This window comes from Desulfobacterium sp. N47, assembly GCF_051233685.1.
Classification (GTDB): domain Bacteria; phylum Desulfobacterota; class Desulfobacteria; order Desulfobacterales; family RPRI01; genus RPRI01.
In genome coordinates, this window is the sequence record NZ_JBAMMY010000307.1 from 1 (window position 1) to 24,229 (window position 24,229).

Genomic DNA, 24,229 nt, shown 5'->3' on the forward strand with positions numbered 1-24,229 from the left:
CAGGCATAACAGTCATCTTCACTCTGAAAGTCTTCCTGGAAAATCAACCAACTCATTTCCCCATAATTTTGCTTAACCCCAATATTGCTGCTCATGATGTTTATTATAAATAATTGGGTCAGCTAAGTCAATAGGCCATAATGCAATAATTAAAAGAATACACACACCTAAGCAGGTTTCAAGAGTTCTTGGAGCGGCCGATTTTTTCAAAGGATATTTCATTATTATCCCGCCCTATTATTTATCACGTAAGCTAAAAAAACCCAGGATGCGGTTTATCTTGATATATTATCCATATTATTCCAGGGAATCAACGATATTTCAATACCCATAATCTAAGATTTATGTGTATTGCGGATTATGGGATTCATAAAAATATTGACTTTATAATATTTGGTCGTAGAATACAAAAAACTGAGTCAGTATCAGTAAATAAATTTTTCCAATCGTCATCTTCTCCATTTTTTTCACCACCAGTAGATATCATAATACATAAATAGCTTTTATAGGGGTGTGCCAATATTTAAGGAAATTCAATATATGAAAAACAACCCCAAGTCTGAGCGCGGGCAGGCGGAAAAACATCTTATCGAAACTGTTCAGCAGTTGCAGGAAACACGAGATACTCTGGTTCAGTTCAAAAAGGAAGCGGCAATCGGGCGTCTGGCCGCAGGCGTAGCCCATGAACTCCTCAATCCTGTCAGCATCATCTCCTCACGGCTCCAATTTATGAAAGACGAAACACTAAGCGATCAGGCAGGAGAAAGTGTAAGAATCTGCATGGAACAGCTGCAAAGGATCGCAAAGATCAGTCAGGATTTGCTTCAATCATCCACTATCCATCCAAGACCTCATGTGAACGGTGATCTGCGCGATGTGATCAAATTGAGTCTGAAAATGACCGAGCGCAGAATACAGGAAGATAATATCCGTGTCGTCTATTATCCCTCATCGGCCGTCATCCCGGTAAAAATGGAAATGGAAGGGATATCAAAGCTGATGGTCCATCTCATTCTAAACGCCTGCGACGCCCTGTTGAATACCCTTCAGAAACGATTGATCATCACGGTTCAGTATCCGATAACCACCGATAAACCTTCTTCAGTCCTGTTGATTGTCGCCGATAATGGTTGCGGTGTCTCTGAAGGAAATATGAATAGAATTTTTGATCCATTTTTTACCACAAAAGATCCGGGAAAAGTCACCGGACTGGGTTTGTATATATGTAAAGGTATCCTTGCGGAGCACAGAGGAACGATCCGTTTTGAGAAAAACGACACAGGCGGAACATCCTTCATAGTGGAACTACCTCTTTCCAGCTTGTAAGCAATTGTGCGCTTCACAAAATTGACACCGGTCACCCTTATCCGGTTTATTTTCTTCCAGGCATGATTCATGCTTTATTCCTGGAAGCCGACTTGTTAACAAGATGCAAATCACTTGTCATAAGCTTGTAATAAGAGGGGATAACGAGACGAAATCACACTTATACGGTACGGAATAACCTTCGACTCACCGGAATTCATTCCATACTTCTATGGAATGAATTCCATAGAAATTATTCCATATCATGGGGAAACCCGATCAGAAAAACCATGGCAACAAGAACCCTCCTATACATTCCCATCGTCCATAGCCAGACCGATATGGGCACCCTTAGCGAGTCCGTCCGCAAAATCACCATGCAAAAGTTCGGCGCTCGGGTCTGGCATAAGAAAGTTAACATTATCAATAGCTTCTGGTCAGCAGTTGAAGATACCCTGAATCGCATTTCCTTTGTTTATGAAAAGACCCGCTTGTATCAGGATGGTATCCCTGTCTGCGGGAGGGAATTAGACATCGTAAAGGATCTTGCAAAAAACGGCAGCCTGAATCACCAGCTTCTGGTTCACCTCATCGAAAAGGGCGCAACAATCATGGGAACGGAATCTCCTGACTTGCTGATTGAAGAATACCAACTCACCTATCTTGCTCTCAAATCCGGAGATTTAAAAGAAGCGGTTCGAACGCAAGCCATGCAGAAGGATGCCGGCAATCTCCTGTTAGCCAAACGGGATACATTTATTGCCAACAGAATTGATCAGACCCTGTTGCCCGGGGAAACAGGCATCCTTTTTCTGGGGATGTTGCACAATGTTGCGAACTATCTGCCGGAAGATATCCAGGTTCAATACCCCATGCAAAATCTCTCAGATAAAAGGGGGAAAGGCTATGTCTGAACTAATTCCACTTGTTTTGGTTGTTGATGATGAAGAGGAAATCCGGAAAATTCTGATCCAAATCCTGGAAAAGGAAGGGCTCAGGGTCGTCACTGCTGAGGACGGCCAGGAGTCAATGCAGCAGATCTGCCTTGAGGTTCCCGATCTCATCCTTTTAGATGTGCACATGCCGGGCATTAACGGCATTGAAGTCCTTAAAAAAATAAAGGGGATAGACGACGATCTGCCTGTTGTTCTCATCACGGCGTATGCCAACATTCACCAGGCTGTTGAAGCCATGAAGGGAGGGGCATATGATTATCTTGCCAAGCCTTTCGACAACAACGAGGTTGTCTGGATTGTCAATCGGGCCCTTGCGGAAGGCCAATTAAGAAAAAACCTAAAAAAACTGACCGATCATTACAACGGAAACTTCAGTCTCATCGAAAGTATGGGGCCAAGCGAAAAGATCGCCCGCCTGACAGGAGACGTTCACCGGGTGGCCAAATCGGACTTTTCAGTGATAATCATGGGCGAAACGGGTTCGGGAAAGGAACTTGTTGCTAAAGCCATTCACGGTGATAGTACCCGGGCGTCGGCGCCCTTTATTGCGGTGGATTGCGGTGCCATCCCGGAGAATCTTCTGGAGAGCGAACTGTTCGGCCATGAAAAAGGATCTTTCACCGGGGCGGACCGTCAGAAATTAGGGAAATTTGAGCTGGCCCACGGCGGCACCATCTTTATGGATGAAATTGGAAATATGCCCTTCGGTTCCCAGGCAAAGTTCCTTCGCGTGATCCAGGACCGGAAGTTTTACCTGGTTGGAGGAATAAAGCCGGTAAACGTGGACATCCGGCTCGTTGTAGCTACTAACCAGGACCTGCTGGAAATGTCGGCCTGTGGTAGCTTTCGCGAGGATCTCTATTATCGTCTTAATGAATTTACTATTCAGGTGCCATCGCTCAGGGAAAGAAAGGAAGACATTCCTTACCTGGCGAAACGATTTCTGGATATGGCCAATATCGAGCTGAAAAAGTTGATAACCGGCTTCTCAGACGAGGCGGTGGAAGCATTGATGTCTTATAACTGGCCGGGTAACGTCCGGCAGCTGCGCTCAGTGATACGGCGGGCGGCTCTGGTAGCCAGGGAGATGATCACGGAAAAGGATCTTAGCATCAAGCGGGCCTCGGTTCCGGGGCTTGCCTTCTCCCCTAGAGTCGAGGGAATGCCCTGGAAAAATACATCATTGAAAGAAATTGTTCAACAAAGTGTATTAGCTGTGGAAACTGAGGTTATTAACGAAGTCCTGCGCTTCACGGGAGGAAACAAGGCCAGAGCAGCCAGATTGTTACAGGTCGATTACAAAACCATTCACACTAAGGCAAAAAAATTCGGCATTCAGCAGAACGGAGGGAATGATGACAACAAAACGTAAGACCGATCGTAAAGGAACAGGATCAGACCGTGCAGACATCGGGGGTGGCCTTTTGGATAGCTTGACCGGCTTTATAAACAATTTAGGGAAGTTGTCCGAAGCAGGGGAGCAGTTTTCCAGGCGGCAGACATCAAACTATGAAGATGGCGAAAAAGGGCGCACCAGGGAAAAGGCAGGGGGCGAGAATCGTTTCGGCAGCATTCTCAGCGGTTTGACCGATATAGCCGAAAAGCTGAGCGAAATATCTGAGAAAGGGGAAACCGTAACTAAAAAGGGAGAATTTGCCTTTCCCTCCAAAAAAGGAAGCATTAAGGGGGTCTATGGTTTCAGCCTGAAAACAGGCCTTGGCGGTAAGGATGATGCTATCAAAGTGGAACCCTTCGGCAATATCAGAAAGGATAAGAAAACCGGCGAGGCGGTGGTTCAGGAAATCCATGAGCCCCTTATTGATGTTTTTGAAGATGACGATGCCACCACTCTGATCGCCGAAATGCCCGGCGTGGGACCGGATGATATAAAAATTGATATCCGTGATGATGTCCTGACGATCCTGGCCGACAAGGGAGAAAAGAAATACCGGAAGGAAGTTCTCCTTCGTTACGGAATTTCCAAAACAAAGACAAAAGTGACCTGCAACAACGGTATCGTGACTATCCGCTGTGAAAAGACGGAATAAAAGACAGGTGAGAAAATATGAAAGAGACTGAAAAACAGTTTATCAAATTGAAAGTAACGGAAGCCATTACCAAAGACGTCGGACGTGCTCTGGCCAGGATGGGACCGGAAGATCTTGAACGGCTTGAAGCTGCTGTCGGAGACACGGTAGAGGTTGAGGGAAAACGCAAGGCCCTCTGCAAAGTCATGCCGGCATATCAGGAAATCCGGGGTCAGTCGCGGGTCCAACTCGATGGCCTGACACGGGAAAACGCAGGAGTTGGCCTCGACGAAACGGTTAAGATCAGCAAGATAAAGTGCCGTCCGGCGGAACGGATCGTTCTGACACCGACCAACATCACTCCGGCGGAACGTGATCTGCAATACATCGGAAGCCTTCTGGACGGTCTGCCGGTTATGGAAGGGGCAAAAATCCAGGCGGCCCTGTTCGGCAGCCGCGCTGCCTTTTTCAAGGTCGAAGCCGTAATGCCCAAAGGCCCGGTAATTATCAACCCGGCCACAATTCTGGTTATCGGCAAGCCTCAGGGAGAAGAAGAAAGCGGCAGGACTCTGGCCTATGAAGATATCGGAGGTCTGAAATCCCAGCTCCAACGTATACGGGAAATGATAGAGCTGCCACTGCGTTATCCCGAAGTTTTTGAACGCCTGGGAATTGATGCACCCAAGGGAGTACTTCTCTACGGCCCTCCCGGGTGCGGGAAGACCCTCATTGCAAGAGCCATTGCTCATGAAACGGAGGCCAATTTTTTTTCCATCAGCGGACCTGAGATCATTCACAAGTTTTACGGTGAAAGCGAGGCCCATCTCAGAAAAATTTTCGAGGAGGCGACCCGTAAGGGACCGAGCATCCTGTTTCTTGACGAGATCGACGCTATCGCCCCCCGACGGGAAAATGTTGTAGGAGACGTTGAAAAGCGTGTCGTAGCCCAGCTCCTGGCTCTTATGGACGGCCTTAATAAAAGACAAAATGTCATCGTAATTGCCGCCACCAACATCCCAAATGCCCTTGATCCTGCCCTGAGACGTCCGGGCCGTTTTGACCGGGAGATCGTTATCCCCATCCCGGACCGTCGCGGCCGTCTGGAGATCCTGGAGATTCACAGCCGGGGAATGCCATTGGCCAAAGATGTGCTTATGGAGCATCTGGCGGAGATCACTCACGGTTTTGTAGGAGCGGATTTAGAAGCTCTCTGCCGGGAATCAGCCATGATCTGTCTGCGCCAGATCATGGGGGAGATCGATTTCGGACAAACGGGAATTCCTTATGAAACCTTATCGAAACTTGAGGTGCGCATGGAGGATTTTCTTGCTGCTTTGCGGGAGATCGAGCCCTCCGCAATACGGGAGGTGTTTGTTGAATCCCCAAATATCCACTGGGACGATGTGGGAGGGATGTTTTTCCTGAAAGAGCGCCTTATTGAGGCTGTAGAATGGCCTCTGAAATATCCCCGCCTTTTTGAAAAGGGTGGCGTGACACCGCCCAAGGGGATTCTCCTTGTCGGCCCGCCCGGATGCGGCAAGACGATGATGGCCAAGGCTATCGCCACGGAAAGCCATGTGAATTTTATTTCCATCAAAGGGCCGGCCCTGATGTCGAAATGGGTCGGGGAGTCGGAAAAGGGAGTCCGGGAGATCTTTCACAAGGCCCGGCAGGCCGCGCCCTGCATTATCTTTTTCGACGAAATCGACTCCCTCGTACCAACCAGAAGCGCCGGTGCTTCGGATTCTCATGTTTCGGAACGGATTCTGAGCCAGTTTCTGGCAGAGTTTGACGGAATTGACGAACTTCGGGGGGTTCTTGTTTTAGGAGCAACCAATCGCCTGGATATGCTGGATGCGGCAGTTCTCCGTCCGGGACGCTTTGATGACATAGTGGAAATGATGATGCCGGACCAAAGGGACAGGGAGGCGATCTTTGCCGTTCATCTTCGCCAAAAGCCGGTGGCAAAAGGGGTGCAATCCGCCGCATTGGCTGAGAAAACGGAAGGTTTCAGCGGCGCCGACATTGCGGCTGTAGTGCGCAAAGCAGCTATGACAGCGGTGCGCCGTGCTGTGAAGACTCTGGAAAAAGCAGAGGCTGAGGAGCCGGTCATTCTTATCACTAACCGGGATATCGAGACGGTCATTGAGGAAGTGCTGATGGGGATGGTATGAGTCACACGGACCCAATTAAAGGAGGAGTGAAATGGCTTTAGAGCCGACAAGAGGATATTCCGGCGGCGGTACCTTAGTTGATGTAATAGACCGCATTCTGGATAAGGGTTTGGTAATCAATGCCGATATTACTGTTTCTGTCGCCGGTGTTGAACTGCTTGGTATAAAAATCAGGGCTGCATTAGCTTCGTTTGAGACCGCCGCTAAATACGGTTTGGAATTTCCCAGCGGAACCAATACAGAAACCGCTGCCTGGAAAGAAGCCACAATAGGCAAGGAAGAATGCCCCCAGTGTAGCAAACGGGTGCCGGCAGAAGAACTTATGGGCGCCGGATGCCCGTGGTGTGGCTGGGTATCCGCCAAAGCCAGGGCGCTCGCAGCAGAAACATAAAGTCTATAAAAACATCAGGAGTCGAAAAAATGCCGATCGATATTGATGAAAACAATCTAAAGCACGGGGTTTTAGGTTTAGTCATTGCTTTGGTAGAGATAATTAAAGACGCCCTCAGACTTCAGGCAATGAAGCGTATGGAGGGAGGCGCTCTGTCCGAGCAGGAGATGGACAGGCTCGGCGAGGCATTGCAGGATTTGGACATTGCGATTGATGAGATAAAAAGGGAACAGGGGGTTACTGAGTCTGTTAAATCCGTAAGGGATGGCTTGGATAGTATTGTGGATGATGTGATAGATAAGGTAATAAATCCTGAAAGGTGGAGAAAAGAAGCAGAAGAAAAGGGAATTTAGTGAGAGGTTTGATAGGACATGAAGGAAGTGAAAGAAATAATAGAACAGCTTGTGAGGCAAGAGATAAGGGATATCCTTGCTGAGAATGAAGATACGATAAGGGGGATAGTAAAAGCCTCGCTTCTTTCCAAGCTGAGGGCGGCCATTCGCGATTCGGCCTACAAGGCCCTAGATGATTTGGCAGGAGAACCTCCGGAAACCGAGGATAATCAACAGGTTGCCAAACCTGATGTAATAGAAGCAGATGGCGGGGCTCAGGAACCAAAGATAGATCCGTCCCCTGGCCCTGGATACCGGACATCTGCCTCCAGCCAGGAGGGACCTACGCCACGGGACGCCAGACATCAGACATCGGACATCGAACCGCAGGCATCGGACCTTGGGAATCCTCAATCCGCAATGGGGCGATATCTTTACTGCGTGGTTGAAGGGAGTGAAGAAGTGAGCTTCGGCAAGATTGGAATAGAGGAAAATGAGGTTTACACCATACCCTATAAGGATATTTGCGGAGTTGTCCACAATTGCCCTGCTGAACCGTATAAATCGGAAAATGAAGAAATAATGAAGGGGTGGGTAATGGCGCACCAGAATGTGATCGACCGGGCATGGGAAAGGTTCGGCGGCGTTCTTCCTCTCGGTTTTGACACCATAATTCAAGGAGATGAGACTACATCCCCGAAAGAGAATATGGAGAATTGGTTAAAAGATGATTATGACAATCTGAAGGAAAAGATGGGAAAGATCGGAGGCAGGGCGGAATATGGCGTGCAGGTCTTCTGGTATCCAAAAATTATCGCCAAAAATATTATCGAGGAGAGTCCGGAGATTAAGAAATTAAATGAGGAGATAAAATCAAAGCCAAAAGGTCTGGCCTATATGTATAAACAGAAATTGGAGGATCTCATAAAAAAGGAGATGGAAGGAAAGGCGGATCAGGATTTTAAGGAGTTTTTCGAGAGGATTAAACCCTGTGCAGATGACCTCAAGGTAGAAAAGACCAAAAAAGCGGAGGATGGAAGACAGATGCTTATGAATCTATCCTGTCTGCTTCCTAAAGAGGCCAGCAAAAAATTAGGAGAAGAGCTGGAAAAGATCGATGCCCTTGAAGGTTTTTCCGTCCGATATACCGGGCCATGGCCGCCTTACTCGTTTGTATAGTAGTGGACACTGATAACCATGGAACCCCAACGAAGCACCAACGCAACCTTAGTAGACCTTCTTGACCGAGTTCTGGACAAAGGCCTGGTGCTCAATGCCGACCTGATCGTGTCGGTTGCCGGCATTCCTTTGATCGGAGTCAACCTGAGGGCAGCGCTGGCAGGAATGGAAACCATGCTTAAATATGGTGTGATGCAGGCGTGGGATGAAAAAAGCAGGGCGTGGGAGAGAGAACATCGGAAGAAGGTTATCCCTTCTCTGGTTGAAGGAGAAGAGATTGCCCTGAAAATGTATGGTTCTTATTACTATAGCAAGGGGATATACGCCGCATGGAAGCCGGGCTATTTTTATTTGACTGACAAAAGACTTATTCTTCACCGTCAGGATTTCGATGAAATCACCTTTCAGATACCATTGGAAGAAATAAAAGCATTGATAATAAAAAAGGAAGAGCATTTCGTTAAGGAAAAACAAAAACTGGTGCTCTATCTTCTTGACAAACAGGACCGAGTGCATCGACTCAGCTCAGTAGAGACAGACCAGTTAAAGGACGCTATTGAACAGAGAACAAGGGATATGGGATTTTCGCTGGAAGAAAACCCCATTCTTCCGGAGCTTGAAGATGAGCAAATTGCAGGTTCGTTGATGGAGGAAGAAAGAGTTGTTCATCGGGGAAAAAAGGTGTGGTATCTATCGCCGGCTGAAGGAATTCAGCAAGAGACCTGGAGACCAGGGCATCTCTATCTTACAGATAAGAGGTTATTCTGGTGGTATGATTTTGAGAAGAAGTTGGTTTTTGATGTATCTATTGATCGGATAAGCAATGTCATTAGTGATATTAGAAAGGTAAGCGGGCTGGACAGCAAAAAAGAGAGGGTTCTCGATATAATATATGGGGTTAATTCAACAAGAAAAACATCTTCTTTTGCCGGAAAGGAAATAGATGAATGGGCGGAAGCGATAAATAGGATTGTTTCTGGCAAGATAAGTGAGGAAACCGAAACATGTCCCCAGTGCGGCAAGCCTGCCCCGGTCAAAGAACTATTAGAAGAAGGTTGCTCAAGCTGCGGCTGGGTCAGCCCTAAATTAAAGAAGATGGCCAAAGCGGCCTTATCGGCTTAATAAATTGAAAATGAAGTGTTAGGGGTCATCAGGAAAAGCAATCACAACATGAAAAGCTATTTAGATACTATAAAAAAACCGGTCATTTTACCTTTGCAGCAAGATGAGGAAATTATTAAGTATTTTACGGCAAGTTATGATATCGGGAGTTCGCTTGCTTCAACCTGGAGGCTGGGAATTTTATACCTTACTAACAAGAGACTGCTTTTTGTTCAGGTCAGAAAGATACTGTTTCAGGTCCTGCTCAGCCAGATAAAAACTATAAATATAGTAAAGAGGGAATGGATTCTGGGCAAGAAAGTAAAACAACTTAATATAGTTCGTGAAGGCAGGAGAGTACCGTATATCGCCATAAAAGATGCTGATAACTGGAAAAGGGATATTGAGGAGAGAGGGCAGATGGCAAAATCTATAGCTTCCGATCCGCAGTCTTCAGTCCATCGCCCGCACCCTGAAGAAGTAATTTTAAAGGAAAAGGGTAGTTATTTAAGACCGGATCAATCCATGTGGAGACTTGGAACACTTCTTCTTACCCAAAAGAAGATAGCCTTTTCCCAGTCGACGGGAATTTTTTGGGAGACACCTCTAAGCAGCATTAAGGGCCTGAGAATAGAAAAAAGGGTTTATGGAGTTAGTAAAAGTGATACGATATGTGTGGAATATGAATCTTTGGGAGAATTATTAAAAGCATGGATTATAGCGCTTAATTTAGAGAAGTGGAGAAAAGAGCTATATGAAAGGATATTAATAAAAGTGGACTTGGAGGACCTGGATAAAATTGCTGTCGAATTGGATGGCGCTTCTAAAGAGATACTCTGGTTTCTTTATGAAAACAGACACGCCGGAATTGACACACTCGCAAAGCTCACAGAAGCTCCTAACCATATGGATGTTTTACTTAAAATAAAGGAAATTATAAATCCGGCAGCAGAAAAGATAATCGGTTACCCTATACTCTCATTCGAGAGTTCAAGAGCTGACCGGGAAACCGGTGAGAATGTTACATTCAGTTGGTGGTTAGCCGGTCAGCCTCACAGAGAAAGAAGAGAGCTGCTTCCGGATATATTTGATGAGGATGATAATCTGGTAGTCTGTTTGGAGTTGTTTGGTATTACAGAAGATGAGTTACGATTAAGTGTGTCGAATAATAATAAACTTATTATTGATGCAGATAAATATTTTCACAAAGAAATTTATCTGCCGGCAGGAATTAATACTGATACTATTACCAGCAGGTATAATAATAATATATTGGAAGTAAAATTAAAAAAAATGGATTGTAAACCGGCTTAAAAAGCAGCAAAGAAATGGTGAGTTCCCGTACCGTCTCATCTCGATAACTCCGTATACACGATCCCGGATTCTGTGAATTCCGGTCTTGTTTTCAGAGCTAATGGATATGTATCCAGTAGAAGGAGAGAGCAAAAATGGAAGATCAAACCTCGATTGAAGCAGACCATGAACTTTCAAAACGATACGAGCAGCTTTATACCATGCTTCTGGACGCCATTCCATCGTCTGTGCTGCTGATCGATCAGCATATGCGCATTGTCTCTGCGAATCGAAATTTTCTCGAAAAGGGACAGAGGACCCTCACCAATACCATCGGCTACCGGCTGGAAGAAGTATTTCCCACCATCATCCTCGACCAGATGGATATTACCAAGCGTATACGCCATGTCATTGAAAAAAATCAGCCGGTCAAGGGTGAGCGGATGACCTACCGCGCCCCCGGAGTATCCATTCGTATTTATTATTACAGCTTACTGCCCTTTACCTGGCAGGGCCGGGTAGAAGGAGCGGTACTCCTGATGGATGATGTGACGGAACAGGTACGTCTTGGCGAAGAGGTACGGCGGGTTGAGCGGCACCTGGCAAGCATTGTGGAGAGCGCCAGCGACCTTATCCTGTCCACGGACAGAAAGGGCAGGATTTTAACATGGAACACAGCTGCGGAAAGACTCACCGGTTTTCAGGTAACTGAGGTACGGGAACGCTGTTTTGTGGACTTCTGCACCGATGAGGATCATAAAGATATCCATGATATTTTTTCCCTCATTGATATGCGTAAGTATGCCCAGATGAAGGAGTGTACTCTGCGGACAAGTAAAGGGACATCCATTCCGGTTTCCTTTGTTTTTTCTCCCCTGAAGGACAGTTACAATCATACGGCGGGCGTAGTAGCCGTGGGCCGTGATTTGACGGAAAGGCGGAAGCTTGAGATGGAGTTGCATCAGGCCCAAAAATTTGCCGCTCTCGGGGTCATGGCAGGCGGCATTGCCCATGAAATAAGGAATCCGCTTGCCATTTGTTCGTCCAGCGCCCAGTTTCTTATGGAAGAAGATGGCACGCCGGAGTTTCGCCGGGAGTGCGCTGATAAGATCCATATGGGTATCCGGCGCACCTCGGCAATCATCGAGAATCTTCTCAAATACTCCCATCCTTCCAAAACGACCCAAACAACCTTGATCAATATCATCTCCCTGATCAAAGAGACCCAGATCCTTGTGACCTATCACGCCAAAATCCTCAAGATCGAGATCAATACTTCCTTTCCCCGACAACCGGTTGTGGTGGAAGGGGTGGCCACACTGCTGCAACAGGTCTTCATGAACCTCTTCTTAAATGCCATAAACGCCATGCCTTCCGGTGGGAACCTTGGAATTGATGTGAAAATATTTGATTCCAGGGTCCGGGTGCAGGTTACAGACACCGGTTGCGGCATCTCACCCAGGGAAATCGGGAAGATATTCGACCCTTTTTATACGACTTCCATCGTGGGTCAAGGTACCGGTCTCGGCCTGTCTCTCTGTTATTCTATCGTAAAGCAGCACAGCGGAACCATAGATGTGGAAAGCGCCGAAGGTTCAGGAAGCACCTTTACAGTTAACTTACCAGCTCATTACGGCGGAGGTGAAGCATGAACGAAAAATACGCCCCGATTCTCATTGTGGATGACGAGCCCGAGATGTGCTGGATTCTGGAAAATCTTATCCGCAAAACAGGTTTTGCCTGTAAGACGGCTCTGAGCGCAAGGGAAGCGTTGAACCTGGCAGAAAGTGACCAATTCGGCATGGCTTTTTTGGATGCTAAACTACCGGATATTGACGGTCTCGAATTAGCCCGGCAGCTTCGGAAAAAAAATGCATATTTGCCTATTGTAATCGTTTCCGGTTACTTCTATCAGGATGATCTGATCATTGAAGGTATAATCAGGGAAGGTTTGATCGCCGCTTTCATCGGCAAGCCGTTCGAGCATGATGATATTGTGGATATAATTACCCGCTTTGCCAGCCGGTAGGGGAAGCCCTCCCGTTATAACGGGAATAGGTTCCATAGCTCTGATTCCCTATTTTCCTCCGATAGAGATTAAAGGGCCTTCGCATCTCAGTGAATATTCTTTTAATACTGGTAGTTATATTTAATTACGCCCGCCTCTGCGGCTGGCATAAGCCATGCAGTAATAGAAGACAGGCATGCCTGCCAAGGGTTTTTTTAAAGATCGCAATAACATAAAAGATGGAGGAAATAGCAATGGCAAAAGTTCAGAAATCAACAGATTCATCAAGTTTGGCAGAAGTTGTTGACCGTATACTCGACAAAGGTATCGTAATTGATGCATGGGTGAAAGTATCTCTGGTTGGCATTGAGCTGCTTTCCATCGAGGCGAGAGTAGTTATAGCTTCGGTTGAGACATATCTCAAGTACGCCGAGGCGATTGGCCTTACGGCTAGTGCAGCTGCTCCGGCATGATACCGATTGCTGATTGAAGTTGATGCCCATGGGGCTGGAGCTTTTGATGCATCGGCTTTCATGGGTGTACCGGTTTAGAAGAAAATGAAGGAGAATCATCATGGGTAATCTGACCGATGATATGACCCGTTTGCGTGGGGAGATTGATGCTTTGCGGGGTGACCGTGGCGCGCTGATGCAGGATTTAGCTCGTGGAAGCAGGGATTTGGCCGCAACGGTTTCAGCAATGATGGTCGATTTTGCCGCCGCTCATGCTGCGATGGCCAGAAAGACCGGAAGAGAACGGACCTCGTATATTGCGAAAATCAACAAGCAGGTCGGCAGGATGAGAAGAGAAAATGCCTCAGATCTTGCGGGTGCTGCTCGTGCCTGGTCCGGTAAATCAAAATAAGATTATAACAATAATAGCGGGAGGAAATAGCAATGGCAAAAGTTCAGAAATCAACAGATTCATCAAGTTTGGCAGAAGTTGTTGACCGTATACTCGACAAAGGTATCGTAATTGATGCATGGGTGAAGGTTTCTCTGGTTGGAATTGAGCTGCTTTCCATCGAGGCGAGAGTGGTTATAGCTTCGGTTGAGACATATCTCAAGTACGCCGAGGCGATTGGCCTTACGGCTAGTGCAGCTGCTCCGGCATGATACTGATTGCTGATTGAAGGATGCCCATGAGGCTGGAGCTTTTTATGCTCCGGCTTTCATGGGCGTACCGGTTTCAGAAGAAAGTGAAGGAGAATCATCATGGGTAATCTGACCAATGATATGACCCGTTTACGCGGGGAGGTTGATGCTTTGCGGGGTGACCGTGGCGCGCTGATGCAGGATTTAGCTCGTGGAAGCAGGGATTTGGCCGCAACGGTTTCAGCCATGAGGGCTGATTTTGCCGCAGCTCATGCCGCGATGGCAAAACAAACACGTGGGGAGCGGGAGGCTTTTGTTCTTGCCGGGATCAATGAAGTAAACTCCCTGCTGAGTACCTTTTCGCGAGACCGGGACGATATGGCCCGGAAGGGAGCACATGACCGGGGAGTCTTTTTATCAGAAATAAGGAGACAGGTTAGGTGCATGTGCAAAGATACTGCGGATGACCTTATGGGAGCCCGAATTGTCTGGCGCGGTCGTAATCCTGAAGAGATCCGGCCCGTTCCGATGAAGAGCGACCCGGTGGTTGCGAAACCCATATCGCACACGGTGGAAGCAACAGAGAAGAAGATGGTGGCAACACCTGATGTCAAGGAAGAAAAACCGCCGGTCGCATCTGTACCTGAGTTCAAGGAAAACAAACCGCCGGTCACATTCAGGGAACCGCTGAAAGAAGAAGAAAAGAAGACGGCGGTAATGCCCAAAAAACCGGTGGTCGAACCATCCAAGGTTAAAACGCCGGTCCCTGCCTTTGCCTCTGTAGAGGTACCGAAACAAAAAGAGAAGAGCTGGCTGCATGAAAAGCCTGCTAACACAACAATCAAGGGGAAACGGGATAAGAAATAAAACCCGCAATTCCTGAACAAAAAAAAGATTGATTTAGAGAGGTTATATGAAAGGGAGGACGTCCGGGTTTGAATCCGGTGGTATTTGAGGAACTGACAATCGCCTTTTGCTGTGGCTATGACAGAGACCCCTTTGAGATTATGTCTTCCCTTTCAACTTCAAAAAGCCAGGATGTATATTTGGAAAACCCAGGAAGGAGATATAAATTCATGAACAAGAATGCCGTTAGAATTGTCAGCACACCAACTATTCGGGAATCGGTCGGGGAAGACAGCGTTCAGCCCGAGCCCAGCGATAGTTTTATTTCTTCTCCCTATGTAGAACAGGTCACGCAGCGGGCTTTAGCTTATCTGGTGGCTGGTTATCCCGTCCATTTTTCCGGTGTATCAGGAACGGGAAAGACGACCATGGCCTTTCATGTGGCGTCCAAACTGGGACGACCCGTCACCCTGGTCCACGGTGACGATGAATTCGGCAGTTCCGATCTGGTGGGCAAGGATTCCGGCTACCGGAAAAACAGACTGGTCGATAATTATATCCACTCAGTACTGAAGACGGAGGAAGAAATGAAAAGCCTCTGGGTGGACAACCGGTTGACCACTGCCTGTGAGCACGGGGAGATCCTTATTTATGACGAATTCAACAGATCCAAGCCGGAGGCCAACAACCCGCTTCTCAGTGTTCTTTCAGAAGGAATTCTGAATCTGCCTAAGTTACGCAGCTCCGGTGAGGGATACATGTCCGTACATCCCGAGTTTAGAGCTATTTTTACGTCCAACCCCGAAGAATATGCGGGAGTTCACAAGACCCAGGATGCTCTGATGGACCGCCTGATCACCATTCATTTAGAGCACTACGACCGGGATACGGAAGTCATGATCGTTAGAAAGAAATCGGGGCTTCCCCGGATAGATTCCGAAAGGATCGTGGATATCGTGAGGGAATTGAGGAGTTTCGGTGTGAACAACAGCCGTCCGACTATTAGGGCAGGGATTGCCATCGGCCGTATTCTTGCATCTCAGAACCGTCGTGTTCGTGAGGATGATACGTTCTTTCAGATGATCTGTCAGGATGTACTGGCTACGGATACCGCCAAGATCACTCGTGGCGGCCAACCGGTCATGATACAGAAGGTAGAAGAAGTAATCAGTAAATTCTGCGGGTCAGTAAAACCGGCCAGAGAGAAAGTTAAAGAGGTTTGCCAATGACAAAAAGAATTATGAGAGGTGTACAGAATATCAGGACTCTTTCGGGCAGTGTGGATGAAAACGCGATTCCATATAAGGCCTATATGAAGCTCAGCATTCTTGAGATGGAAAAGTTCCGTCGGGGAAAAGAAAAACAAAGCGCTCAGGAAAGGGTGCGTCATATCGATCAGCGTTTCGGGGACATTGAGATGGAAAGGCAGGAAATCATTGCTGCTCTTGAATCCGGCGGGACTCGGCGCCAGCATATGCCGGACACTGATAAGTCACCAAAGGTGGCTTCACGAAAAACAACAGGGCCGTTTAAGATCAAATACTGAGAGGGTTGGGATGATATGCTGACCATAAAAGAAGTGCTCGATCGCCAGACATGCTTACTCCGTTTGGACAGGAAACTTAATATTGTTGCTTTCGGACTCAGAGACTCAGTAAAAGAAAGAGAGGGTGAAGAATGAAGATAAATTGTCTATCTTGCGGTCATAATCTTGATCTTGATGAAGATACTTACAGTGATTATGAAGGGCAGGTCAAGTGTTATGCCTGCAACGCACTGTTGGAGATAAATCTGAAGGAAGGCCGGATTAAGTCTGTAAATATTTCAAAGCAAAAAAGTTATGCTACCGCCGAGGCATAATCCTGATTGTCGAATGATGATTCCGGCAAAGGATTAAATTCAGGAGTGATGACAGGTGAAGCGACCACCCAGGATGCAAAAACGGGTTTTGCTGTCGTAACTCTGGCTTCAGGGCATCTTGGGGGCAATTTTTCCCGAGGCAGACATAGAATAAGGGGGAGACGGTAACATGGGCGGTAAAGAAACTAAAAATGGTGGAAAATATCTTTATGCCGTCATTCCGGCGGCAGTGGACAGAGAATTCGGCAATATCGGCATTGACGGTGAGTCTGTTTATCTCATTACGGATAACCATGTCTCTGCAGTGGTCAGTAATTTCAGCAATGGGAAGATCCGCCCGGAACGCCGACATATTGCGGCCCACCAGGCTGTTCTGAAACGCCTTATGGAAGAGGAAACACCTTTGCCCATCACATTCGGCGTTATCGCGGCAGGTATAAAAGAGATCAAACGAATACTGTCACTCAACCGAAAATCATTTGCCGAACAACTTTGCCGAGTACATGGCAAGGTTGAGATGGGATTACGGGTCGCATGGGATGTGCCGAATATTTTTGAGTATTTTGTTAATACCCATGCTGAGATCCGGGTGGCGAGAGATCAGCTCTTAGGAAAAAGCCGTGTCCCCTCTCAGGAAGACAAGATTGAAGTCGGACGTCTCTTTGACCGTGTTCTCAAAGAAGACAGGGAGGAACATACGGACAGGGTTTATAAGATTCTGTCACCCGCATGTTCTGAAATCAAGCGGAATGTTCCCAGGACCGAACGGGACATCATGAATCTGGCCTGTCTGGTCGGTCGGGAGGCTGTGGATAAGGATTTTGAGGCGGCTATATTCGAGGCGGCTCGCGGATTCGACAACAGCTTTTCCTTCGATTTCAATGGACCCTGGGCTCCTCACAATTTCGTGGACGCGGAGCTGCGCTCATCCTGAGACCTTTACCCGACGCGGTCTCATATTCATAATCACCCCTGTGAAAAGGAGGTTAGAAATGTTTCTGATTGATGATATCCTTTTGGCCCCTGCGAAAGGCATTCTGTGGATCTTCAAGGGGATCCATGATGCTGCAGAGGAAGAACAGGCGAACGAGGCCGAGAACATCACTGCCAAGCTTAGTGAACTCTATATGTTGCTGGAGACGGGACAGATGACGGAGGCGCAATTCGACGCCGAAGAAATGGTCCTCCTTGACCGTCTTGACGCCATTAAGGAAAGGGTCGAAAACAGGGAGAATGAGGTCGTTCCCACGAAATAAAAATCATAGAAAAAACTGTTTCTCCGGGGCAACGCCCCTCAATTTGAAGGCCTTGGAATTGGACGCACCTGCCTATCTCCACACATTTGGTTCTTCCTCACCATTAATATTTATGATCTCAATATTGTTCGAGAGACTGGAGAAAGGAAAATAAAATGGCTGAGAAGGACGCTCCGACTCATCCCTGGCTTATTGACCGCCGGGATTTTCTGCTGATTATCGTCTCGGTCTTTTTCATCATCTCTTCAATAACTTTATTTATATGCCATCGGCATCATGCGATCGAAGTGGAGCAGACCTTAGAAAAGGACAGGTCAGACGCAAATCTCCTTTCTCTGATCCTGGAACAACGGGCGATGGCGGCCATTACTTTTTTACTTTTTATGTCCATCGTTTTATTTCTTGCCTATTTAAGAAAACAGGTGACGACTCAGCATATCCGGGAGCAGTTGCAGACAGAGAAAAAAATACGCGCAGGCGTGGAGCGTTACAAAAGGAAAAGGGGCGACATTTTACTTTACGGCGCCATCCTGACAGGCAGGAAAAGTGGCATTATAAAACAAATTAACCCGTCTGACTCCGGTGGTAATTCTTACGTCATCGTTAGAAGAAAAGGATGTGATCGACGGGTACAAACTGGGCACTGACAGCTATATCCACAAACCCGTCGATTTTGACCAGTTCATGGAAGCCATGCGATATCTTGGACTTTACTGGCTGGTCTGGAATGAACCGCCTCCGGTGTGAACGGAAGAATAAAGGAAATGAACAATAAATTGCGTATTCTCATTGCTGAAGACTCTGAAGACGATGCCCTATTAGAAATCCTTGAGCTTAAGAAGGCCGGCTTCGAGTCGAAATACGAGCGGGTGGAAACATTCGAGGCTATGGAGAAAGCTATCCTGGAGAAATCATGGGATGTCATTTTATGCGATTACCAGCTGCCGCAATTTAACGGTTTAGCCGCCATTGACCTCTTGCAGGAAACCGGAATAGACATTCCCCTCATCATTGTGTCCGGAGCTATTGGTGAGGAGACTGCGGTGGAGTGTATGCGATTTGGCGCCTGTGACTACATCATGAAAAACAATATGTCTCGTCTTCCTCTCGCCGTAAAACGGGAATTGAAAGAGACAGAATCAAGGCTCAAAAGAAAGCGGGCCGAGGAGACGCTTAGGGAAAGCGAAGAACGATATCGCACGATTCTTCAGAACATCGAGGAAGGCTATTACGAGGTTGATACTGCCGGTAACCTGACCTTCTTTAACGACTCGGTTTGTCAAATATTAGGAAATACCCGCGCTGAATTGATGTGTGTCAATGACCGTCAACATGCCGATAAGGAGAACAGTCAGATATTGTATCAAGTCTTTAAGAAAGTCTTCATAACAGGGGAACCCTCGAAAAGAGTTGATTATGAACTTATTAGAGAAGATGGAACAAAACGAAATATTGAGGTTTCTGTATCTCTCATAAGAAATACATCCGGTAAACCGATAGGGTTTCGCGGCATAATGCGAAATGTCACCGAGCAAAAGCTGGCGGAGAATAAACTTCTGCAGACATTAGAAAGCCTCAGAAAGTCGTTTAGTACGCTCATCCAGGTCATGGTATCGGTTGTTAAGACCAGAGACACCTATACAGCCGGTCACCAGGCACGATCGGCTAATATTGCCCGCGCCATTGCCAACGAGTTGGGATTACCCAAGGATCAAGTCGAAGGTATTCATATGGCCGGTTCTATCCATGACATTGGAAAGTTATCCATCCCATCTGAAATATTGTCCAAGCCTGCCAAACTCTCTGAGATCGAGTTCTCCCTGATTAAAGGACACTCCTGGAGTGGATATGAGATTTTAAAGTACGTAGAATCTCCCTGGCCCCTGGCGGAGATAGTCTATCAGCACCATGAGCGGATGGATGGTTCAGGCTATCCAAGAGGTCTGAAAGGGGATGAAATTCTCATAGGCGCCCGTATTATGGCTGTCGCGGATGTTGTTGAATCCATGGCATCGCACCGGCCTTACCGTCCCGCTCTTGGGATTAATGCCGCCCTTGAGGAGATTGAAAATAATAAAGAAACACTTTACGACACTGATGTTGCTGATGCATGCCTGAGATTATTCCGGGAAAAAGACTTTAAACTTGAAGGGGAATGTTTGAATTGAGCAGAAAGAGCTGAAATATTGGAGATCACACTTTGCGACCTACAATGATAATATAATGGAGTTGCGTATTAACCCATTTGCTTTATTAAAAAATCCCGCGGTAAGCCGGAATAAGCGTACCACGGAATTCTTATTAAAATTTAGTAAGCTTTATTTCTTGTCGTCTTTTACTTCTTCAAAGTCGGCATCAACAACGTCTTCCTCACTTTTTGGTTGGCCCTCATGTGAAGCGCCGGGCCCTGCCTGCTCTCCGCCAGCCTCACCTTGCTGCGCAGAAGCCTGCTTATACATAGCTTCTGCGAGCTTATGGGATGCCTGGGTCAATTCTTCAGTCTTATTTTTTATTTCGGAAACGTCTTCACCCTCCATGGCTTTTTTGAGTTGGCTTATAGCACTATCGACACTGCTCTTTGTTGACTCATCAACCTTATCCCCCAAATCCTTTATAGATTTTTCAGTTGAATAAATCATGGCGTCTGCGGTGTTTTTGGCTTCTACAAGCTCTTTTTTCTTCTTGTCATCTTCGGCGTGAAGTTCTGCATCCTTGATAAGCTTTTCAATCTCTTCCTTTGATAATCCGCTTGAAGCTGTTATCTGAATAGACTGTTCTTTTCCTGTGGCCATATCCTTTGCCGAAACATTTACTATTCCGTTTGCATCTATATCGAATGTAACTTCAATCTGCGGCACCCCTCTTGGAGCCGGCGGTATCCCCACAAGCTCAAAACGACCCAGAGTTTTATTGCCGGCAGCCATTTCTCTTTCTCCCTGCAGAACATGTATAGACACAGCAGGCTGGCTATCGGCGGCAGTAGAAAATGTCTGACTTTTTTTCGTAGGAATCGTTGTGTTTTTTTCAATAAGTCTGGTCATAACACCACCTAATGTCTCAATGCCAAGAGATAATGGAGTTACATCCAGAAGAAGAACGTCTTTTACATCTCCTTTTAGGACACCACCCTGTATGGCAGCTCCTATGGCAACAACCTCATCGGGATTAACACCTCTGTGAGGCTCTCTCCCGAACAATTTTTTTACACGCTCCTGAACAGACGGCATACGGGTCATACCGCCAACCAGTATAACCTCATCAATCTGATTGGCTGAAAGCCCGGCATCCTTCATAGCAACCCGGCAGGGCTCTTCCAGTTTATCAAGAAGATCTGCAACAAGACTTTCCATTTTGGCCCTTGTAATTTTCAGGTTAAGATGTTTGGGCCCGCTCGCATCGGCTGTTATAAACGGAAGATTCACATCGGTTTCAACAGAGGTGGAAAGTTCCATTTTTGCTTTTTCAGCAGCCTCTTTAAGCCGTTGCAACGCCATCTTGTCACTTCTTATATCAATGCCGGATTCTCTTCTGAATTCAGAGGCAAAATAATCTATAAGTCTTAAATCAAAATCTTCACCGCCAAGATGAGTGTCGCCGTTTGTGGCTTTAACTTCAAAAACACCATCCCCGATTTCAAGAACTGAGATGTCGAATGTACCACCGCCAAGATCAAATACGGCTATTTTTTCCTCTTTTTTCTTGTCCAGCCCGTAGGCAAGGGATGCGGCAGTGGGTTCGTTTATAATCCTTAATACATTCAGGCCTGCTATCTTGCCTGCATCTTTGGTGGCCTGCCTTTGGCTGTCGTTAAAATAAGCCGGAACCGTAACAATAGCATCCGTCACCTTTTCTCCAAGATAATCTTCGGCAGTTTTTTTGATATTTGCAAGTATGTAGGATGATATTTCAGCAGGGCTTAGAGCTTTACCCTGAACATCTATGCTCACATCTCCGTTGCTGGCCTGCTTTATTTTGTACGGTAATATTTTTGCATCTCTTTGAACCTCGGCAGAGCTGAATTTTCGGCCTATCAACCGTTTGACCGCATATACCGTATTTTCCGGGTTTGTTATTGCCTGCCTTTTTGCTATCTGGCCGACAAGTCTTTCACCGCTGCTGGATATGGCAACAATAGATGGTGTGGTTCTGCCTCCTTCGGCATTAGTTATTACTTTAGCTTCTCCACCTTCCATTATTGCTACACATGAATTTGTGGTGCCTAAATCAATACCAATTATTTTGCCCATAATATATCCTCCTTGGACGTTTAATCATTATATTTAAACATTATTATTGTTTTTTCTACTTATTATCGGTTTTTGCTTTGGATACTACAACCATAGAAGGCCTGAGCAGCCTGTCATGAATCGTGTATCCTTTCTGAAATTCAGACATAACAGTGTTTTCAGGATGCTCATCGGTTTCTTCCTGCATCATGGCCTGATGGAAATTAGGATCAAAAGGTTTGCACAAAGATTCTATGGGTTTTACTCCATAATTTTCAAAAACCTTTTTAAACTCATTCAACGTAATTTTAACCCCATCAACAATGCAACTGTTTACCTTTTCATCTGTTGCCGAAGAATTTATAGCCCGTTCAAGATTATCCATCACACACAGCAATTCGCTTAGAATGCTTTCATTTGCATATTTTTTAAATTCACTGACTTCACGTGAGCTTCGTTTCTTATAATTTTCGAAATCAGCTGATACTCTTAAAAAACGTTCGTATGACTGTTTTGCTTCAAGCTCGGCATTTTTAAGCTTCTCCTTCAGTTCCTCTATTGTATCAGGTATTTTTGTTTCATTTTTCATTTCACATTTATCAGTCGTTTCTTCATTCGGACCGTCACTGTCAATAGATATGTCTATTTTGTTTTTGTCAGTCATCTTCAAATCTTCTCGCTCCGGGCATGTTAAGCAATATATTTTTTTTATGCCTTAAATATTAAAATATCATAAAAATCTGATCATCAATTCGAAAATAAGACTATTTCAAGCAATGTCAAGGACTAATTGTTGCATTTTATATCACAAAAGATGATGGAGTTTTTGCTAAGGTATCAAAAGATGGCGGCTTCGTCGGAAGAAGTTTATTTTATAAAAACAGAATACGGATAGAAAATATGATTGTTACTGTGAAAGGGCAAAGAAGATAAACCAACTGCATGCCACCGGCAATTTTTCCTAAGGTTCTTGTTAGTTGCCGGGATCAGCTACGACACAGACCGCATCACTTATCGCTGCTTCCTTCCGGATCTGACGAGGTTCGCAACCGTCTGTCGCGCAGTGTCCGGCAACTAACAAGAACCTTAAAATTTAAGAAGATAACAAAATATATAGAGCATAGTACAACCTTTTTTGAATATACTCCTGATTTGTTTTTTTTCAAGCAAAAGTTTAGAAAAATTTAGAAAACTGCTGTTTTTTAATATAATAAAAGCAATTGTAATAAAAGCAATTTATTAAGCAACTAAACCTGTTGATTATTATATTTTTTAGCATCAATGCACTATGATGCCATTCTTGGCATAATCCACAATTAAAGATTTTTCAGCCTTCCACTCTTCCGGTGTAAATGCTGTCGCCTCTATGGGAGCAAAGACTTTGTAAATGGCTTCAGTTAAAATATCAATTCGTTCCCAATAATTCTTATCAGAGAAACTTGGCGAGATAACAACCACGTCAATATCGCTATCTTCACGTGCTTTGTCAACAGAGTGCGAACCATATAAAATAAGTTGTTCAACCCGAATATCAATTGACTCTAAAGCTTTTTTGAATTGCGTGATGGTTTTTAAAACTGCATCTTGACCCATTTTAGTAAGCCCTTGCTTTTGGTGATTATATCTTTTGTGATTTCTTCGGTATAGTCAGCTTGTATTTTTGCCAGATCATCCGGGTATCGAGTGGCAACACTTGCAATATTAAGTTTTATGATGAATTTTTCTAATTCCTGTTCAGGTTTTTTACCTGTATTGTTTAAGAGATAAAGTAGATTATGTGTTTTTGGAGGCACTTGATCCAAAATTTTGCAATAGAGGCCTTTAAGAGCTTTTTCGATGGACAAATGGCACATGAAAACAGCATAGAAATAACGACCGCTGCTATGCATTACATCCGCGGTATCCATATCATAATCAGCTTGTTTCAGCCATTCTTTATATTTATTAGTCATAATATGAATATTCTTTTTTGGCCTATTGACTTAGCTGACCCAATTATTTATAATAAACATCATGAGCAGCAATATTGTGGGGTTAAGCCAAATTATGGGGAAATGAGTTGGTTGATTTTCCAGGAAGACTTTCAGAGTGAAGATGACTGTTATGCCTGGCTGCTCAAAACTCGCTGGCCAGAAGGATTTATTTGTCCTAAATGCGGGAGTAAGGATTATTGGTCAATTT

The 24,229-nt window shown here is 45.7% G+C and carries 29 protein-coding genes and 1 other RNA gene; 25 read left to right on the plus strand and 5 right to left on the minus strand.

From position 1 onward, the window contains the following. The first annotated feature begins 540 nt into the window (after positions 1 to 540). The 24 genes from VXK47_RS19730 (at position 541) to VXK47_RS19845 (ending at position 19,990) form a co-directional block, all read left to right on the plus strand. A complete protein-coding gene (locus VXK47_RS19730; protein WP_435550506.1) occupies positions 541 to 1,326 on the plus strand; it encodes a sensor histidine kinase in 786 nt (261 codons plus the stop codon). A gap of 269 nt (positions 1,327 to 1,595) precedes the next feature. After that, on the plus strand, positions 1,596 to 2,219 hold the full coding sequence (locus VXK47_RS19735; RefSeq protein WP_435550507.1) for a hypothetical protein: 624 nt from the start codon (positions 1,596 to 1,598) through the stop codon (positions 2,217 to 2,219). Further along, on the plus strand, positions 2,212 to 3,633 hold the full coding sequence (locus VXK47_RS19740; protein ID WP_435550508.1) for a sigma-54-dependent transcriptional regulator: 1,422 nt from the start codon (positions 2,212 to 2,214) through the stop codon (positions 3,631 to 3,633). The genes VXK47_RS19735 and VXK47_RS19740 overlap by 8 nt, the downstream gene beginning before the upstream one ends. Then, entirely contained in the window at positions 3,614 to 4,309 is a 696-nt protein-coding gene (locus VXK47_RS19745; RefSeq protein ID WP_435550509.1) for an Hsp20/alpha crystallin family protein, read from the plus strand. Before VXK47_RS19740 ends, VXK47_RS19745 begins: the two co-directional genes overlap by 20 nt. 17 nt (positions 4,310 to 4,326) lie before the next feature. After that, positions 4,327 to 6,462, plus strand: coding sequence for a CDC48 family AAA ATPase (locus VXK47_RS19750; RefSeq protein ID WP_435550510.1), 2,136 nt, complete (start codon positions 4,327 to 4,329; stop codon positions 6,460 to 6,462). A gap of 31 nt (positions 6,463 to 6,493) precedes the next feature. Beyond that, positions 6,494 to 6,853, plus strand: coding sequence for a gas vesicle protein (locus VXK47_RS19755; protein WP_435550511.1), 360 nt, complete (start codon positions 6,494 to 6,496; stop codon positions 6,851 to 6,853). A 29-nt stretch (positions 6,854 to 6,882) separates the two neighbouring features. Continuing rightward, positions 6,883 to 7,206: a gas vesicle protein K gene (locus VXK47_RS19760; RefSeq protein ID WP_435550512.1), complete on the plus strand. Its 324-nt coding sequence runs from the start codon at positions 6,883 to 6,885 to the stop codon at positions 7,204 to 7,206. 27 nt (positions 7,207 to 7,233) lie between these two features. Next, the gene (locus VXK47_RS19765) at positions 7,234 to 8,364 is read left to right on the plus strand and encodes a GvpL/GvpF family gas vesicle protein (RefSeq protein ID WP_435550513.1); all 1,131 of its coding nucleotides are present in this window, start codon (positions 7,234 to 7,236) and stop codon (positions 8,362 to 8,364) included. 18 nt (positions 8,365 to 8,382) lie between these two features. After that, complete coding sequence (locus VXK47_RS19770) at positions 8,383 to 9,486, plus strand: gas vesicle protein (RefSeq protein ID WP_435550514.1); 1,104 nt, start codon at positions 8,383 to 8,385, stop codon at positions 9,484 to 9,486. A gap of 48 nt (positions 9,487 to 9,534) precedes the next feature. Beyond that, positions 9,535 to 10,779 carry an Hsp20/alpha crystallin family protein gene (locus VXK47_RS19775; protein ID WP_435550515.1) on the plus strand — a complete coding sequence of 415 codons (1,245 nt, stop codon included), beginning with the start codon at positions 9,535 to 9,537 and terminating at the stop codon, positions 10,777 to 10,779. Positions 10,780 to 10,913: 134 nt separating this feature from the next. Continuing rightward, on the plus strand, positions 10,914 to 12,410 hold the full coding sequence (locus tag VXK47_RS19780; RefSeq protein ID WP_435550516.1) for a PAS domain-containing sensor histidine kinase: 1,497 nt from the start codon (positions 10,914 to 10,916) through the stop codon (positions 12,408 to 12,410). Continuing rightward, positions 12,407 to 12,787: a response regulator gene (locus VXK47_RS19785; RefSeq protein WP_435550517.1), complete on the plus strand. Its 381-nt coding sequence runs from the start codon at positions 12,407 to 12,409 to the stop codon at positions 12,785 to 12,787. Before VXK47_RS19780 ends, VXK47_RS19785 begins: the two co-directional genes overlap by 4 nt. Before the next feature lie 233 nt (positions 12,788 to 13,020). Then, positions 13,021 to 13,239, plus strand: coding sequence for a gas vesicle structural protein GvpA (gene gvpA / locus VXK47_RS19790; protein WP_435550518.1), 219 nt, complete (start codon positions 13,021 to 13,023; stop codon positions 13,237 to 13,239). A 100-nt stretch (positions 13,240 to 13,339) separates the two neighbouring features. Next, complete coding sequence (locus tag VXK47_RS19795) at positions 13,340 to 13,630, plus strand: hypothetical protein (protein ID WP_435550519.1); 291 nt, start codon at positions 13,340 to 13,342, stop codon at positions 13,628 to 13,630. Positions 13,631 to 13,662: 32 nt separating this feature from the next. Further along, a complete protein-coding gene (gvpA, locus tag VXK47_RS19800; RefSeq protein WP_435550518.1) occupies positions 13,663 to 13,881 on the plus strand; it encodes a gas vesicle structural protein GvpA in 219 nt (72 codons plus the stop codon). A 99-nt stretch (positions 13,882 to 13,980) separates the two neighbouring features. Continuing rightward, entirely contained in the window at positions 13,981 to 14,727 is a 747-nt protein-coding gene (locus VXK47_RS19805; RefSeq protein ID WP_435550520.1) for a hypothetical protein, read from the plus strand. A 77-nt stretch (positions 14,728 to 14,804) separates the two neighbouring features. Continuing rightward, on the plus strand, positions 14,805 to 15,935 hold the full coding sequence (gvpN, locus tag VXK47_RS19810; protein ID WP_435550533.1) for a gas vesicle protein GvpN: 1,131 nt from the start codon (positions 14,805 to 14,807) through the stop codon (positions 15,933 to 15,935). Beyond that, the gene (locus tag VXK47_RS19815; protein ID WP_435550521.1) at positions 15,932 to 16,252 is read left to right on the plus strand and encodes a hypothetical protein; all 321 of its coding nucleotides are present in this window, start codon (positions 15,932 to 15,934) and stop codon (positions 16,250 to 16,252) included. The genes gvpN and VXK47_RS19815 overlap by 4 nt, the downstream gene beginning before the upstream one ends. A gap of 131 nt (positions 16,253 to 16,383) precedes the next feature. Beyond that, a complete protein-coding gene (locus VXK47_RS19820) occupies positions 16,384 to 16,566 on the plus strand; it encodes a hypothetical protein (protein ID WP_435550522.1) in 183 nt (60 codons plus the stop codon). A gap of 6 nt (positions 16,567 to 16,572) precedes the next feature. After that, positions 16,573 to 16,734, plus strand: coding sequence for a hypothetical protein (locus tag VXK47_RS19825; RefSeq protein ID WP_435550523.1), 162 nt, complete (start codon positions 16,573 to 16,575; stop codon positions 16,732 to 16,734). Between the two features lies 1 nt (position 16,735). Further along, the gene (locus VXK47_RS19830; protein WP_435550524.1) at positions 16,736 to 17,500 is read left to right on the plus strand and encodes a GvpL/GvpF family gas vesicle protein; all 765 of its coding nucleotides are present in this window, start codon (positions 16,736 to 16,738) and stop codon (positions 17,498 to 17,500) included. A gap of 58 nt (positions 17,501 to 17,558) precedes the next feature. Further along, positions 17,559 to 17,822 carry a gas vesicle protein GvpG gene (locus VXK47_RS19835; protein ID WP_435550525.1) on the plus strand — a complete coding sequence of 88 codons (264 nt, stop codon included), beginning with the start codon at positions 17,559 to 17,561 and terminating at the stop codon, positions 17,820 to 17,822. A gap of 155 nt (positions 17,823 to 17,977) precedes the next feature. Then, a complete protein-coding gene (locus VXK47_RS19840) occupies positions 17,978 to 18,469 on the plus strand; it encodes a hypothetical protein (protein WP_435550526.1) in 492 nt (163 codons plus the stop codon). Positions 18,470 to 18,586: 117 nt separating this feature from the next. Continuing rightward, positions 18,587 to 19,990 carry an HD domain-containing phosphohydrolase gene (locus tag VXK47_RS19845; RefSeq protein WP_435550527.1) on the plus strand — a complete coding sequence of 468 codons (1,404 nt, stop codon included), beginning with the start codon at positions 18,587 to 18,589 and terminating at the stop codon, positions 19,988 to 19,990. A 150-nt stretch (positions 19,991 to 20,140) separates the two neighbouring features. On the opposite strand, the gene dnaK is transcribed toward VXK47_RS19845, so the two are convergent. The 5 genes from dnaK to VXK47_RS19870 all read right to left on the minus strand — a co-directional run bounded on the left by dnaK (position 20,141) and on the right by VXK47_RS19870 (position 24,000). Continuing rightward, complete coding sequence (gene dnaK / locus VXK47_RS19850) at positions 20,141 to 22,069, minus strand: Hsp70 family protein (RefSeq protein ID WP_435550528.1); 1,929 nt, start codon at positions 22,067 to 22,069, stop codon at positions 20,141 to 20,143. Positions 22,070 to 22,124: 55 nt separating this feature from the next. Continuing rightward, a complete protein-coding gene (gene grpE, locus VXK47_RS19855) occupies positions 22,125 to 22,712 on the minus strand; it encodes a nucleotide exchange factor GrpE (protein ID WP_435550529.1) in 588 nt (195 codons plus the stop codon). A 311-nt stretch (positions 22,713 to 23,023) separates the two neighbouring features. After that, positions 23,024 to 23,121, minus strand: an RNA gene (gene ffs, locus VXK47_RS19860) — signal recognition particle sRNA small type. A 205-nt stretch (positions 23,122 to 23,326) separates the two neighbouring features. Beyond that, a complete protein-coding gene (locus VXK47_RS19865) occupies positions 23,327 to 23,641 on the minus strand; it encodes a nucleotidyltransferase domain-containing protein (protein WP_435550530.1) in 315 nt (104 codons plus the stop codon). Further along, positions 23,620 to 24,000 carry a HEPN domain-containing protein gene (locus VXK47_RS19870; protein WP_435550531.1) on the minus strand — a complete coding sequence of 127 codons (381 nt, stop codon included), beginning with the start codon at positions 23,998 to 24,000 and terminating at the stop codon, positions 23,620 to 23,622. The genes VXK47_RS19865 and VXK47_RS19870 overlap by 22 nt, the downstream gene beginning before the upstream one ends. 3 nt (positions 24,001 to 24,003) lie before the next feature. Here VXK47_RS19870 and VXK47_RS19875 point away from each other — a divergent pair. After that, a partial coding sequence (locus tag VXK47_RS19875; protein WP_435550532.1) for a transposase occupies positions 24,004 to 24,229 on the plus strand: 226 nt, incomplete at its 3' end.

Coding starts and splice junctions, on each gene's coding strand:
- VXK47_RS19815 (WP_435550521.1), top strand. CDS start 15,932: ATGACAAAAAGAATTATGAGAGGTGTACAGAATATCAGGACTCTTTCG.
- VXK47_RS19735 (WP_435550507.1), top strand. CDS start 1,596: ATGGCAACAAGAACCCTCCTATACATTCCCATCGTCCATAGCCAGACC.
- VXK47_RS19775 (WP_435550515.1), top strand. CDS start 9,535: ATGAAAAGCTATTTAGATACTATAAAAAAACCGGTCATTTTACCTTTG.
- VXK47_RS19745 (WP_435550509.1), top strand. CDS start 3,614: ATGATGACAACAAAACGTAAGACCGATCGTAAAGGAACAGGATCAGAC.
- VXK47_RS19750 (WP_435550510.1), top strand. CDS start 4,327: ATGAAAGAGACTGAAAAACAGTTTATCAAATTGAAAGTAACGGAAGCC.
- VXK47_RS19845 (WP_435550527.1), top strand. CDS start 18,587: ATGAACAATAAATTGCGTATTCTCATTGCTGAAGACTCTGAAGACGAT.
- grpE (WP_435550529.1), bottom strand. CDS start 22,712: ATGACTGACAAAAACAAAATAGACATATCTATTGACAGTGACGGTCCG.
- VXK47_RS19865 (WP_435550530.1), bottom strand. CDS start 23,641: ATGGGTCAAGATGCAGTTTTAAAAACCATCACGCAATTCAAAAAAGCT.
- VXK47_RS19870 (WP_435550531.1), bottom strand. CDS start 24,000: ATGACTAATAAATATAAAGAATGGCTGAAACAAGCTGATTATGATATG.
- VXK47_RS19770 (WP_435550514.1), top strand. CDS start 8,383: ATGGAACCCCAACGAAGCACCAACGCAACCTTAGTAGACCTTCTTGAC.
- VXK47_RS19805 (WP_435550520.1), top strand. CDS start 13,981: ATGGGTAATCTGACCAATGATATGACCCGTTTACGCGGGGAGGTTGAT.
- VXK47_RS19740 (WP_435550508.1), top strand. CDS start 2,212: ATGTCTGAACTAATTCCACTTGTTTTGGTTGTTGATGATGAAGAGGAA.
- VXK47_RS19795 (WP_435550519.1), top strand. CDS start 13,340: ATGGGTAATCTGACCGATGATATGACCCGTTTGCGTGGGGAGATTGAT.
- gvpA (WP_435550518.1), top strand. CDS start 13,663: ATGGCAAAAGTTCAGAAATCAACAGATTCATCAAGTTTGGCAGAAGTT.
- VXK47_RS19830 (WP_435550524.1), top strand. CDS start 16,736: ATGGGCGGTAAAGAAACTAAAAATGGTGGAAAATATCTTTATGCCGTC.
- dnaK (WP_435550528.1), bottom strand. CDS start 22,069: ATGGGCAAAATAATTGGTATTGATTTAGGCACCACAAATTCATGTGTA.
- VXK47_RS19780 (WP_435550516.1), top strand. CDS start 10,914: ATGGAAGATCAAACCTCGATTGAAGCAGACCATGAACTTTCAAAACGA.
- VXK47_RS19840 (WP_435550526.1), top strand. CDS start 17,978: ATGGCTGAGAAGGACGCTCCGACTCATCCCTGGCTTATTGACCGCCGG.
- VXK47_RS19730 (WP_435550506.1), top strand. CDS start 541: ATGAAAAACAACCCCAAGTCTGAGCGCGGGCAGGCGGAAAAACATCTT.
- VXK47_RS19820 (WP_435550522.1), top strand. CDS start 16,384: ATGAAGATAAATTGTCTATCTTGCGGTCATAATCTTGATCTTGATGAA.
- VXK47_RS19785 (WP_435550517.1), top strand. CDS start 12,407: ATGAACGAAAAATACGCCCCGATTCTCATTGTGGATGACGAGCCCGAG.
- VXK47_RS19760 (WP_435550512.1), top strand. CDS start 6,883: ATGCCGATCGATATTGATGAAAACAATCTAAAGCACGGGGTTTTAGGT.
- VXK47_RS19835 (WP_435550525.1), top strand. CDS start 17,559: ATGTTTCTGATTGATGATATCCTTTTGGCCCCTGCGAAAGGCATTCTG.
- gvpA (WP_435550518.1), top strand. CDS start 13,021: ATGGCAAAAGTTCAGAAATCAACAGATTCATCAAGTTTGGCAGAAGTT.
- VXK47_RS19755 (WP_435550511.1), top strand. CDS start 6,494: ATGGCTTTAGAGCCGACAAGAGGATATTCCGGCGGCGGTACCTTAGTT.